This window comes from Pelistega europaea, from assembly GCF_013133775.1.
GTDB lineage: Bacteria > Pseudomonadota > Gammaproteobacteria > Burkholderiales > Burkholderiaceae_B > Taylorella > Taylorella europaea.
This window is the reverse complement of record NZ_JABGBO010000004.1, coordinates 1-12573: the sequence shown is the minus strand read 5'-3', so window position 1 is coordinate 12573 and position 12573 is coordinate 1. Positions and strand designations below refer to the sequence as shown.

The following is a 12573-nucleotide window of genomic DNA, read 5'->3' as shown; positions in this document are numbered from 1 at the left end:
CGCTAAGCTAGTCAGAATAAGTAGAGGTTTTTATTTTTAGGAGATTACAATGAGTCGCAAAATTGCGTATGTTACGGGTGGTATGGGCGGTATCGGTACGGCTATCTGCCAACGTCTGGCAAAAGATGGTTTTAAAGTGATTGCAGGTGCAGGGCCTAGCCGTAACTACCAGAAGTGGCTAGATGAACAAGCAGCTTTAGGATTTACTTTTTATGCCTCTGTGGGTAATGTGTCTGATTGGGATTCTACAGTAGCTGCTTTTAATAAAGTCAAAGAAGAGCACGGTGATGTTGATGTATTGGTGAATAATGCTGGTATTACGCGTGATGGAGTGTTCCGTAAGATGAGCCTAGAAGACTGGACGGCTGTGATGGATACCAATCTTAATAGTCTCTTTAATGTCACTAAACAAGTGATTGATGCTATGTATGAAAAGCGTTGGGGGCGTATCATTAACATTAGTTCAGTAAATGGTCAAAAAGGGCAATTTGGTCAGTCCAATTACTCTACTGCAAAAGCAGGTATTCATGGTTTTACCATGGCTTTGGCACAGGAAATGGCTAGTCGTGGAGTGACTGTTAATACTGTTTCTCCAGGGTATATTGGTACGGATATGGTGCGTGCCATCCGCCCTGAAGTGTTAGAGCAAATTGTATCGACTATTCCTGTTCGCCGTCTAGGTACTCCAGAGGAGATTGCCTCTATTGTTTCATGGTTAGCCTCTGATGATTCAGGCTTTGCAACAGGAGCTGATTTCTCTGTCAATGGCGGCTTACATATGAGTTAATATAAAGATAAGTGATGTATCACTGAGTCGGTGATGCATCACTTTTATTTTTGAGTGAGTAATTCAATGCGCATTATTAAAAAATACCCTAATCGTAGACTTTATGATACCCAGACGAGTACTTATATCACCTTGGCTGATATTAAGCAGTTTGTTTTGGATAATGAACCATTTCAAGTAGTGGATGCGAAGAAAGGGGATGATTTAACGCGTAACATTCTTTTGCAGATTATCCTAGAGCTAGAGAGTGAAGGGGTACCTATGTTTAACGCCAACACTCTCAAACAGATTATTCGTTTTTATGGACATGCAATGCAGGGTGTGATGGGTGCCTATTTAGAAAAGAATCTTCAAGTATTGGCTGAGATGCAAAATCGCATGAGTGATCAGTCTGATGCCTTGTATAGCCAGCAGTTTAACCCAGAGGCTTGGGCACAGTTTATGAATTTCCAAGCCCCCACTTTTAACAAGATGATGAACAACTACGTAGAGCAGTCTAAGAACATCTTTTTGCAAATGCAAGAGCAGATGCAAAGTCAGACAAACTCTATGCTAAACGCATTTAATCAGTTTGGTCACAAGGACCACAATAAATAAAACAAGGCATGAAAAGCACTGAATTACCGAAATAGTGAATGCTTTTTGCTGATGGATTTTCGCTCTTGCCATTGATGTTGGTAGGTTGATAGGAGGGCTTTATCTAATGTTGCCAGAGGTAGTAGAGGGGCTGGCACTATATCTGGTTGGAAACAGCCTATATGCTCATAGACTTGGGTCATTAACTGTTCAAACAGGGATTTGTCATGTTGTTTAAAAGCATCCTGGGTAAATAGCATGACATCTGCATTAGCAAACAGTGGAATATAAGTGCTGATTTGGCTAATATCCCAATAGTCTCCACCAGCTTTATGAATGAGCTCATCTACCAGTGGTTGGCTCACAAGCAATAAGGCCCCAGCCCAGCGAAATCGCTCTTTTAAGAAAAAGTCTTGGGACAAGGTATAAATTATACTGGCAGGGTCTATGCCAGTAGCACAACGCAAAAAGACTTGTGAAAAGGGGGGGATTTGTTTGTGTAAAGCTTGCATAAATAAACCTCGCAGCACTTCAGAGGTCTCGTTATGCATTTGACAACAAAGACACCAGCCTTGCTGTGTAAGTATGGGAGTTTGAGTTAGCGAGGCAAACTGAGCAGTAGAGGTGAGGGAGCGTAGCCTTGTATCTAGCAAACCCTCATCATCCCCAAGAATAAGATTAACCGTAATCAGTGACATAATCCAATTAAAAATTGCCTTGACCTCATAATGTAGGTATATACAGTATGATTAGTCATATTGTGCATTACCAACCCATTGGTGACTATGTTATCTACTTATAGATAAGATAAGTAAGTTTACTCAATATTCTGTGCTTGTTCCCGTAGTTGTTCAACCAATAATTTTAATTCAATCACTGCTTGTGTAATCGTAATGGCAGTAGATTTAGAACCTAGTGTATTGATTTCGCGATTCATTTCTTGAAAAAGAAAATCTAACCGTTTCCCCAGACTTTGTTTATTTTTGGCTTTAGGAATTTGGGTTTCTGTAATGGGGGGTTGTATTGCCAATAAATGTGTTAATTCTTTTTGGTGCGAATCAAGACGGTCTAACTCTTCTGCCACATCAATACGTAGACTAAACAAGCTGCTTTCACTTGCAATCCGCGCACTTAATTCCTCCCCCTTAATTGCTTCAAAACCATTGGGAGCTACCAACTCTAGTGTTTCACGTAATTTACGTGCTAGCTTTTCTCGGTATTCTTCGTGAATGCGAGGCAGTTGTTCTCTCACGGTCACCAGGATTTTTTCTATTTGCTGCACATAGCCAAGCATTGTTGTAGCGAGGCGCTCCCCTTCACGAGCCCGATTGAGTAGGAAACTATCAATAGCTTGATTGGCACATTCTATGCAGAGATTTGACCATATATCGCAGGACTCATCGGTTTTATGGCTCTGTTGTTGATGACTGAGATTAATCAATTCAGAGAGGGTGGGGGCTTGAGTTTCGGGAATAAAGCCACGAGCATGTGCATATTGCTGAGAAAGCACAGTAAGCAATTTCTCATCTAAAGTAATGTCTGCTAATGTTTTGTTTTTATTAAGACTTACCCGGATTTCAATTTTACCGCGACTTAAACGGGTACTAATGAGCTCTCTTAAAGCACTTTCAGTTGCACGCAATTCATCTGGCAAACGAAAGTTCAGGTCTAAAAAACGGTTATTAACACTCTTTAGTTCCACGGTAATGCTGCCAAATTCATGTTCTTTTTGTTGGCTAGCAAAAGCGGTCATGCTGTAAATAGTCATTCTGTGTCTCTTAAAAAAGTAGGATGATGCTTATTTAGCCATGAGTAGGTAATGAAATAGGCGTTAAGAAATAGGCATCAATGTGAAGAAATTTCGACAATATAGGTAGGGATTGTAGCCCTTATGGCTGCGAATGTCACGGAAATATCTCGAATATGTCATGATAGGACGATTGTATTAACCAAGGGGAAAAGGGTTGCACAACGATGTCTCACTTGATTTACGGTATCCTACTTGATTTACCATACAACAATACCCTAATCTCAATGTTTGTGAACCATTTGGTTAACGGTGTCCTGCTTGATTTACCAAACTCGCAGAGGTGTTATTATCTGTAAAACATTGAAATTGCAACACTGTCACACATAATACTCTCTGATAAAGAGCATGAATTCTTTGAAAGGCTATACTAGCAGTTGTAGTATTAAACATCGCAAGAAAAAAACAGTTGAATCGTTTACAATCTCGGATAACATAATTTTATTGGAACACAGATTATCATGTCACAAGTAACTACTTCACGTCATAGCGGTCGTCAAGCTAACGAACTACGTAAAATCACTATCGAACGCCAATACACTGCCTATGCAGAAGGTTCGGTAATGATTAAAGTGGGCAATACTCATGTACTCTGCAATGCTAGTGTACTTGACAAAGTTCCCCCATTTTTAAAAGATAAAGGTCAGGGGTGGGTGACGGCAGAATATGGTATGTTACCCCGTGCAACTCATAGTCGTTCCGATCGTGAGGCGGCAAAAGGCAAACAAACAGGGCGTACTCAAGAAATTCAACGTCTTATTGGTCGCAGTTTACGAGCTGTCATTGATTTAGAGAAACTTGGTGAACGCACTATTCATTTGGATTGTGATGTGATTCAGGCAGATGGTGGTACGCGTTGTGCTAGTATCACAGGGGCTTGGATTGCTATGGCAGATGCGGTACAGAAATTATTGGATGATGGTGTATTGACTGAAAATCCTCTCCGAGACAATGTTGCTGCCATTTCTGTTGGTACGGTTAATGGGCAAGCCGTGCTAGACCTTGACTATATAGAAGATTCTGGTTGTGATGCAGATATGAATGTGGTGATGACTGGAGCTGGGCATTTTGTTGAGGTTCAAGGTACTGCTGAAGGGCAAGCCTTTACACGCAGAGAACTGGATACTTTGTTAGGATTAGCTGAGCAAGGGATTCAAGATTTAGTCAAGGCACAAAATACTGCTAGAGTGTCAGTATAAACTGGTCTCATGTCTTTGTCTAAGATGCCCTCCATCATTTACACAGTGATGTATTGAGTGATGATGCATAAAAGCATACTTAAATTGTTGTGTGCATTGTGGGTAATGAATGCTTGGATTAATAAATTCAAAAGGTATTAAAAATGCAGAAAATCGTATTGGCTTCTAATAACAAGGGTAAGTTGGCGGAGTTTCAGCAACTTTTCCAACCATTAGGTTTTGAGCTAGTTCCTCAAGGTGCTTTAGGGGTAGGAGAGTGTGAAGAGCCTTATTTCACTTTTTTAGAAAATGCATTAGCCAAAGCACGTTTTGCTAGTCAAGCGACAGGCTTGCCTGCGATTGCCGATGACTCAGGATTGGTCGTGCCAGCTTTAAATGGCGAGCCTGGCGTGCTATCAGCTCGTTATGCTGTGACCAAGGGGGGCGAGAAGTCTGACGCTGCAAATAACGCCTATCTGCTTAAAGCCCTTGAAAATGTTAATGACAGAAAAGGTTATTATGTTGCCTGTCTTGTCTTTGTCCGTTCGGCAGATGATCCATGCCCTATTGTAGCTCAGTGCTTTTGGGCTGGAGAAATTGCAAAAGAGGCAGCTGGAAAAAATGGTTTTGGCTATGATCCTTATTTTTATTTGCCTGATATAGGGAAAACGGCGGCAGAGCTTAGTCCAGAAGAAAAAAATAAAGTCAGCCATCGAGGTCAGGCATTACGTAAATTATTAGTAGAAATACAGGCGTATCTCTAGACTATCATGCAGGATATTCAGTTAAAACGTAGCTTACAACAGGGAATTCAATTTACCCAGTCTTTGCCTCCATTATCACTCTACATTCATGTACCCTGGTGTGTGCGTAAATGTCCTTATTGTGATTTTAATTCACATGCCATAAGAGGGGGGGAGCATTCACTGGGTGAAGAACTCGAACAGGCCTATCTACGTGCTTTGGAGCAGGATTTAATCGGCGTACTCCCATCTGTATGGGGGCGACCTATTCATACAGTATTCATCGGAGGAGGAACTCCTAGTTTATTGTCTGCCAAGGCGATGGATGGGTTACTAACAATGTTGCGTAATCTATTTAACCTGGCTCCTGCAACAGAGATTACTATGGAGGCCAACCCTGGTACCGTTGAGGTGGAAAAGTTTGCCGACTTTGCTGCCTCTGGGGTTAATCGTGTGTCGTTGGGGATTCAAAGTTTTGATGATGAAAGTCTACGCCGTCTAGGACGCATTCATAGCAGTGAACAGGCGAAAAAAGCGATTGATGTTGCACAGAAATATTTTTCTCGTGTTAATTTAGATTTGATGTATGCATTGCCATATCAGACCCTAGAGGCTTGTCATCAAGAAATAAGTACTGCACTGTCTTTTGGTACTGAGCATTTATCACTTTATAACCTGACCTTAGAGCCGAATACCGTTTTTGCTAAATATCCGCCAGAAGGTTTGCCTGACGATGATTTGGCTGGCGATATACAAGATTTATTAATCGAAGAGACAGCCAAAGCAGGGTTTGAACAATATGAAGTCTCTGCTTATGCACAGAACCAAGCGCGCTGTTTGCACAATTTAAATTACTGGCAATTTGGGGATTATATTGGAGTAGGTCCTGGTGCCCATGGCAAGATTTCCTCTCATGACCGTATTGTGCGTACCGCACGAGTAAAGAATCCTGAAAGTTGGATGGCAAAGGTGGCAACAGGAGAACATGTCGCTGAGGAGCGGTTGCTAATGCCAGAGGAATTACCGTTTGAATTTATGCTCAATGCTTTGCGTCTCAAGCAAGGAGTGCCAACGTATTATTTTGCTGAGCGTTGTGGTGTGAATCTCAGCATCATGACGGGGATGATTGATGAGGCAGTGCATAAGGGTTTGTTAGTGGATGATCCAATGCGATTGCGGGCGACGGAGCTAGGCTGGAGGTATCTCAATGACCTGCAAGAGCTATTCTTGCGGTAATTTCAATATTGATAATAGCCCAAACCAAAATCACCAAAATGGTGCAAAAAATCATATTTGCACCAAAATAATACGAACACACTTGAATAAATCACCAAAATAGTGCAACAATACTCCTACCTAAAGCATAAATGCCCTTTTTATGGCATAAAAAAGTTGGCACGATAATTGCTATAGGTAAATCGATAGGTCAAACAAGACCAACTATTTACGATTTTAGGAGAAATCAATATGGCAAACGCAAGTGACGTATTAAAATTAATGAGCGATAACGAAGTTAAGTTCGTTGATTTCCGCTTTACAGATACTTTGGGCAAAGAACATCACATGACTGTTCCTGCTCACACAGTAGATGAGGATAAATTTGAATCAGGTCAACCTTTTGATGGTTCATCTATCGCTGGTTGGAAAGGCATTGAAGCATCAGATATGTTGCTTGTGCCTGATGCAGAAACTGCACGTTTAGACCCATTCCGCGAAGAGTCTACTCTTATTCTTACATGTGATGTCGTGGAACCCTCAGATCTTAAAGGTTATGACCGTGACCCTCGCTCTTTAGCGCGTCGTGCAGAAGCCTATTTGAAATCATCAGGCATTGGTGATACTGCTTATTTTGGTCCAGAACCAGAGTTCTTTGTATTTGATGGCGTATCATGGGGTGATGATATGTACAATCGCTTTGTTAAAGTATTCTCTGACGAAGCGGCTGGTGCTAGTGCATTAGAAAATGATGGTCGTAATCATGGTCATCGTCCAGGAGTAAAAGGTGGTTATGTACCTGTATCGCCAGTAGACTCATTTGGTGATATGCGTTCTGAAATGTGCTTAATCCTTGAGCAACAAGGTGTACCTGTAGAAATTCACCATCACGAAGTAGCTAATGCAGGTCAATTAGAAATTGGTACTAAATTTAGCACCTTGGTACGTCGTGCTGACTGGAATCAAATCCTTAAGTACACTATCCATAATGTAGCTCACGTATATGGTAAAACAGCGACATTCATGCCAAAACCAATCGTAGGCGATAACGGTTCTGGTATGCACGTACACCAATCAATTTGGAAAGATGGTCAAAACTTATTTGCAGGCAATGGCTATGCAGGTCTTTCTGAAACAGCGCTTTACTACATCGGTGGTATTATCAAACATGCCCGTGCATTAAATGCAATCACTAACCCAACAACTAACTCTTACAAACGTTTAGTTCCAGGGTTTGAGGCTCCTGTTAAATTGGCTTACTCAGCACGTAACCGTTCTGCCTCTATCCGTATTCCTTACACTGGTAATCCTAAGGGTCGTCGTATTGAAGCCCGCTTCCCAGACCCAATGGCTAACCCATACTTGGCATTCTCTGCCTTGTTGATGGCAGGTCTTGATGGTATCCAAAACAAAATCCATCCAGGCGATCCAGCAGACAAGAACTTGTATGATTTGCCTCCTGAAGAGGACAAGAAAGTGCCAACAGTGGCTTCTTCACTAGAGCAAGCCATTGAAGCTCTTGATGCAGATCGTGAGTTCTTGACCCGTGGCGGCGTATTTAGCAATGATATGCTTGACGCTTATATCGATCTTAAGATGCAAGAAGTTACACGTCTTCGCATGACAACTCATCCAATCGAGTTTGATATGTACTACTCTCTATAACCATTTGAATGCCAACTTTGCAGGAGGAAAACTATGTCGAACCCATCGTTGAATTCTGCCCAAGGTTGGCAGTCATTTGATTTACTCCTGACTTGCATGGTCGTTGCCGACCGTGCAGGTCGAATTGAGTGGGTGAATATCGCTACTCAACATCTTTTTGAACGTTCTCGCCGCTCCTTTCAGGATTTGCCTTTGGCAAGCCTATTTGAAGATAAGGAGAATTTTCAAAAAGCATTTGAGACTGTTGTCTCGCAGCGAGCAATCTCTGTGACGTTTACTGGGACGATTGCAAAATTAGATGATGCTTCATTAGTGAGTGTTTCTTTACATTTCGATGGTAATAATGACAAACTTATGGTAGAGCTTCATCCTATTGATCAGCAAACCATCTCAGATCGTAATGTGCGTCTTGCAAGAGAAATTGATATTTACCAAGAAACTTTCCGCAACCTTGCTCACGAAGTGAAGAACCCACTTGGAGGCATTCGTGGGGCAGCACAGTTGTTGGAAATGGAACTAGATAATCCTGCGCATCGAGAATATACGCAGGTCATTGTTGCCGAGGTTGGGCGACTTCAACAACTTGTTGATAGGTTGATTCGTCCAGCTCAAGCTAGCCTGTTACTAAGTTCTTTCAATATTCACGAAGTCTGCGAACGTGTTTGTATGCTGATAGGTGCTGAGTACAAGGATAAGATTACGATTATTCGTGATTACGATGCTTCATTACCAGATATTTATGCAGATAAAGAAAAACTTGTTCAGATTTACCTTAATATCTGTCGTAATGCAGCACAGGCTTTGTTGGGAGCCGCTAAAGCAACAGTAGCTCCTAGACATACAGAGGCCGAGTTTGAGTTATCTGGTGCACCAGAAGCAAAATTGAATCAAGGTGAACCTACGATTATCTTGAGAACCCGCGTGAAAACACGTCAATTCCTATTGGATAAGGTCTATAAGCAGGTCATTGTGCTTTCAGTGATTGATAATGGTCCTGGTATTCCTACTCATATTATTGATCGTGTTTTCCATCCATTGGTGACTGGTCGCCCTGATGGTACGGGCTTGGGCTTAAGTTTGGCACAGGAATTAGCACGTCAACAAGGAGGGGTGATTGAGTTTGATAGTCATCCCGGACGTACAGAATTTAGGATTTTATTACCCATGGAGAGAACATGAGCAAGATTTGGATTGTCGATGATGACCAAGGCATCCGTTGGGTATTAGATAAAGCATTACAACGCTCTGACATGGCTGCACGCTTCTTTGAGCAAGCAGAGGATTTATGGCAAGCGTTGGAGATTGACATACCGGATGTATTGCTTACTGATATTCGTATGAGTGGCATGTCTGGCTTGGAGCTACTTAAGAAAGTTAAAACAAAGTACCCCCAAGTCGTTGTTATTGTGATGACGGCGTTCACTGACTTGGATAGTACAGTAACTGCTTTTCAAGATGGTGCGTTTGATTACTTGCCTAAACCTTTTGATGTCAATGAGGCAGTTGCACTTATTCAGCGAGCCTGCGAACATGGTAAGGCACTCAGTTATGAACCACCAGCGCCAGAACCAGAGCCAGTTGTACCTGCCTTCAAGAAAATGATGACACAGTCACATTCTAAGGCGATGCAAGAGGTGTTTAGAGCAATCGGACGTCTAGCCCCCTCTAAAGTGACAGTGTTAATTACTGGTGAATCAGGCTCAGGTAAAGAGTTAATTGCACGAGCAGTACATGAGCATGGTAGTCGTGCAAATAAGCCTTTTGTTGCCATTAACGCTGCTGCTATCCCCAAAGATTTATTAGAAGCAGAGTTATTTGGACATGAGAGAGGGGCTTTTACTGGTGCTAATCAGTTGCGTAAAGGACGATTTGAGGAAGCGAATGGTGGCACTTTATTTCTTGACGAAATCGGGGATATGCCGCTCGACTTGCAAACCAGATTGTTGCGTGTACTTGCTGAGGGAAGTTTTTATCGTATTGGCGGTACTCAACCTGTTCATGTGGATGTTCGCATTATTGCAGCAACACACCAACCGCTAGAAACACGAGTTGAACAAGGAACATTCCGTGAGGACTTATTCCATCGACTTAATGTAATTCGTTTGCGTATACCCCCTTTGCGTGAACGCAAAGATGATATTCCACAGTTAAGCCAGTATTTCTTGCAAGCCTCTGCAGCAAGTTTAGGAGTACCAGCAAAGCAATTAAGTCCAGAGGTAATTGATGTACTTAAGAGCTTTGATTTTCCAGGTAATGTTCGCCAATTAGAAAATTTCTGCCATTGGCTGACAGTCATGTCTCCCGCTGCATTGATTACGCTAGATGATTTGCCTCAAGAGCTGTTGGCAAGTTTGCGTAGTCATGTGGTGCATCCTGAGGCAAGTAGTGCTGATTTGACAGGAGCTAATGTGGCACTACTAGGCATGCCTTCCGTTGCTTCTCATCAAGAGCCTGTTTTTTCATCTGAACCCCCTTGGGCAGAAGGACTGCGTATTGATGTTCAACGTCGTCTTGCTGCACAAGACCAAGACATCATGGATGAGTTGACTCGCATATTTGAAAAAGCAGTGTTAGAAACTGCTCTTAATCAATGTCGAGGTCGCAAGATTGAGGTGGCAGCTCGTCTAGGGATAGGGCGTAACACAGTAACGCGAAAGTTAAAAGAGTTTGACTCTACCAACGATTAAGCACTAGAGGAGTTTTGGTACAGAAGTTACTAGCATAGTTAATCCCGATAAAGTCAATAACGATAAGATAAGTTGTCTGAATCGTTGTTGACTGATACGGTGGTAGGCTTTTGTGCCAAGATAAGATGTGCATATCACGATAGGGGAGACAATGAGAAAAGTAGGCAGCATCTCTGTTCGTATGATACCCTTGGCACTATAGCTGATGAGTACCACAACCAGCATGGCAAAATTAAAATTTTGCATAATAGCCCGTTGAGTATCTCGGTCAAACCCTCTCAAGGTACACCATAGGGCTGGTAATGTGCCTGTAAAGCCTCCAAAGCCCCCCATAACACCGCCACCAAGGCCTCCTACTATATCCCAGAAATGATGCACCTTGGTCATCTTAGGGATTTTGTCAGCAAACAGCATAAAAGGGCAGACGATAATTAAAAAAGTACCAAGAAGTGCTTTAAATTTATAAATATCTAGGTAGGGAAGAAGATAAACCCCTATAGGAATACCGCAAAGTCCTCCGACAATAAAAGGAAGCAATAAGCGTAAGTTAAATCCTCGACGGACAGTAAAGGCAGCGATAATTTGTCCAGTGAACCCTCCAATGACTGAAAGTGCAGCTGCTTGCTGAGGATCCACGACCCAAGCCCAAAAAGACATGGCTACTAGCCCAAAACCAAAACCAGAGATGCCTTGGGAAAAACCAGCAATTAAAGCACCAAGTGCAATAAAAAGAGTCACAATATCCATGGGCTATGTCGTTAAGTGGAGAAATTTTTTAAAGAGAAGAAGTAGGTAACATCATAACAACTTTACACTTAAAATAAAATAGTTTTTTTATAAGGGATGGTTTGTTGAGGATGCTGTATTCAATGATGTTGTGCCAGAAAGTTCTCCTATAAGTCTTTACTAAAAATTATGCTCTAGACTTTTTAAATATCTCTCTAGTTTTTTAAAAGAAAATAGAAATACGATAATTGACAAGGAAGCTGCACCTAATATTTGCCCGATAAGAGCACCAGAGGATCCAGCTAACTTACTTCCCAGCCATATAAGTGGAATTGTTGCTACAGTGGCTCTAGCCCAAGCAATGAGCGTTACATAGGTTGCGTGGTTCATGACAAGCAAGATAGAGATCGAAACAAAGAGTAATCCAATGGGAATCCATAGAAACACTCCTATATGTGTGAATGTTTGTAGTAATTGAAATCCATCAGCGTTAAGGTGAAATATCCGCCCTATTGTGTTAGTGAGAGGGAGCAGGCAAAGGGCTATTTGATTGCGTCTGACGGAGCGTAGAATTTGTAAAGAGACTTGTGCAACAGATAGAAATATTGTGCTTGGCAAGGCTATCAGTAGGTATTCATACGCGACTGATGCGATATCCTGTTGTGCACCTAACTTTAGTAGTATGTAAGGAGAAAAATGAGACATTATAATGACTAGAATAGTACTTAAAATCAATGCGAAGATGATTCCGATGACGTAGATTTTTTTAGCACATTGAAAGTCCATTTTTCCCCAACTTTTAGAAAAATGGACACCAACACCAATGGCAATTCCACTGCACGATAAGGTGAGTATAAAATGTAAGGTCTTTGCAAACATCAGAGCAGCTAGGAATGATTCTTTACCTGACGTTGAAACATAATAATATAGGGTAACGATGTCAGTAAAGGCATTGTTTGTGCAACTTCCCGCACGTCACTCATCATGGAATAAAGTTACTAGAAGTGCATTTTGCACAGTACATTTATTGATTTGTTGTTTCAATAGGAAAAACCCCTAATAATGAACTGACCCCCATAAGTTGGACACCAACTATGGGGGTTAAATATGAGCAAAAAATATAGTGTTCAACAGAAGATAGATGCCGTATTGCACTATCTAAATAGTCATGATGGTTATAAGCTAACAG

General features: G+C 41.7%; 12 protein-coding genes. 8 read left to right on the top strand and 4 right to left on the bottom strand.

Features of this window, described 5'->3' with window-relative positions:
• Nucleotides 1-49 precede the first annotated feature (49 nt).
• Both phbB and phaR read left to right on the top strand, forming a co-directional pair.
• Entirely contained in the window at nt 50-787 is a 738-nt protein-coding gene (gene phbB, locus HKX40_RS04325; RefSeq protein WP_171588342.1) for an acetoacetyl-CoA reductase, read from the top strand.
• Nucleotides 788-853: 66 nt separating this feature from the next.
• Complete coding sequence (gene phaR, locus HKX40_RS04320) at nt 854-1384, top strand: polyhydroxyalkanoate synthesis repressor PhaR (RefSeq protein ID WP_171588341.1); 531 nt, start codon at nt 854-856, stop codon at nt 1382-1384.
• 23 nt (nt 1385-1407) lie between these two features.
• Here the strand turns inward: phaR and HKX40_RS04315 are convergent, their stop codons facing one another.
• Nucleotides 1408-2061, bottom strand: a complete 654-nt coding sequence (locus HKX40_RS04315; protein ID WP_171588340.1) for a hypothetical protein — start codon at nt 2059-2061, stop codon at nt 1408-1410.
• Nucleotides 2062-2180: 119 nt separating this feature from the next.
• A complete protein-coding gene (locus tag HKX40_RS04310; protein WP_171588339.1) occupies nt 2181-3131 on the bottom strand; it encodes a YicC/YloC family endoribonuclease in 951 nt (316 codons plus the stop codon).
• 500 nt (nt 3132-3631) lie between these two features.
• Between HKX40_RS04310 and rph the strand changes: the two genes are divergently transcribed.
• The 6 genes from rph (at nt 3632) to ntrC (ending at nt 10658) form a co-directional block, all read left to right on the top strand.
• A complete protein-coding gene (rph, locus tag HKX40_RS04305; protein ID WP_171588338.1) occupies nt 3632-4369 on the top strand; it encodes a ribonuclease PH in 738 nt (245 codons plus the stop codon).
• 143 nt (nt 4370-4512) lie between these two features.
• Nucleotides 4513-5112, top strand: coding sequence for an RdgB/HAM1 family non-canonical purine NTP pyrophosphatase (gene rdgB, locus HKX40_RS04300; protein WP_171588337.1), 600 nt, complete (start codon nt 4513-4515; stop codon nt 5110-5112).
• A 6-nt stretch (nt 5113-5118) separates the two neighbouring features.
• Nucleotides 5119-6327, top strand: a complete 1209-nt coding sequence (gene hemW / locus HKX40_RS04295) for a radical SAM family heme chaperone HemW (protein ID WP_171588336.1) — start codon at nt 5119-5121, stop codon at nt 6325-6327.
• Between the two features lie 231 nt (nt 6328-6558).
• Nucleotides 6559-7971 carry a type I glutamate--ammonia ligase gene (gene glnA, locus HKX40_RS04290; protein ID WP_171588335.1) on the top strand — a complete coding sequence of 471 codons (1413 nt, stop codon included), beginning with the start codon at nt 6559-6561 and terminating at the stop codon, nt 7969-7971.
• A gap of 33 nt (nt 7972-8004) precedes the next feature.
• Nucleotides 8005-9150 carry a two-component system sensor histidine kinase NtrB gene (locus tag HKX40_RS04285; RefSeq protein WP_171588334.1) on the top strand — a complete coding sequence of 382 codons (1146 nt, stop codon included), beginning with the start codon at nt 8005-8007 and terminating at the stop codon, nt 9148-9150.
• On the top strand, nt 9147-10658 hold the full coding sequence (gene ntrC / locus HKX40_RS04280; RefSeq protein WP_171588333.1) for a nitrogen regulation protein NR(I): 1512 nt from the start codon (nt 9147-9149) through the stop codon (nt 10656-10658). The genes HKX40_RS04285 and ntrC overlap by 4 nt, the downstream gene beginning before the upstream one ends.
• Nucleotides 10659-10661: 3 nt before the next feature.
• Here ntrC and HKX40_RS04275 read toward each other — a convergent pair whose 3' ends face one another.
• Nucleotides 10662-11405, bottom strand: a complete 744-nt coding sequence (locus HKX40_RS04275; RefSeq protein ID WP_171588332.1) for a sulfite exporter TauE/SafE family protein — start codon at nt 11403-11405, stop codon at nt 10662-10664.
• A 159-nt stretch (nt 11406-11564) separates the two neighbouring features.
• Nucleotides 11565-12323, bottom strand: a complete 759-nt coding sequence (locus tag HKX40_RS04270) for an MATE family efflux transporter (protein ID WP_343042993.1) — start codon at nt 12321-12323, stop codon at nt 11565-11567.
• Between the last annotated feature and the right edge of the window lie 250 nt (nt 12324-12573).

Excerpts from the sequence above, each read along its gene's own strand:
- ntrC (WP_171588333.1), top strand. The coding sequence starts at position 9,147 with ATGAGCAAGATTTGGATTGTCGATGATGACCAAGGCATCCGTTGGGTA.
- hemW (WP_171588336.1), top strand. The coding sequence starts at position 5,119 with ATGCAGGATATTCAGTTAAAACGTAGCTTACAACAGGGAATTCAATTT.
- phbB (WP_171588342.1), top strand. The coding sequence starts at position 50 with ATGAGTCGCAAAATTGCGTATGTTACGGGTGGTATGGGCGGTATCGGT.
- phaR (WP_171588341.1), top strand. The coding sequence starts at position 854 with ATGCGCATTATTAAAAAATACCCTAATCGTAGACTTTATGATACCCAG.
- rph (WP_171588338.1), top strand. The coding sequence starts at position 3,632 with ATGTCACAAGTAACTACTTCACGTCATAGCGGTCGTCAAGCTAACGAA.
- HKX40_RS04315 (WP_171588340.1), bottom strand. The coding sequence starts at position 2,061 with ATGTCACTGATTACGGTTAATCTTATTCTTGGGGATGATGAGGGTTTG.
- HKX40_RS04275 (WP_171588332.1), bottom strand. The coding sequence starts at position 11,405 with ATGGATATTGTGACTCTTTTTATTGCACTTGGTGCTTTAATTGCTGGT.
- rdgB (WP_171588337.1), top strand. The coding sequence starts at position 4,513 with ATGCAGAAAATCGTATTGGCTTCTAATAACAAGGGTAAGTTGGCGGAG.
- glnA (WP_171588335.1), top strand. The coding sequence starts at position 6,559 with ATGGCAAACGCAAGTGACGTATTAAAATTAATGAGCGATAACGAAGTT.
- HKX40_RS04310 (WP_171588339.1), bottom strand. The coding sequence starts at position 3,131 with ATGACTATTTACAGCATGACCGCTTTTGCTAGCCAACAAAAAGAACAT.
- HKX40_RS04285 (WP_171588334.1), top strand. The coding sequence starts at position 8,005 with ATGTCGAACCCATCGTTGAATTCTGCCCAAGGTTGGCAGTCATTTGAT.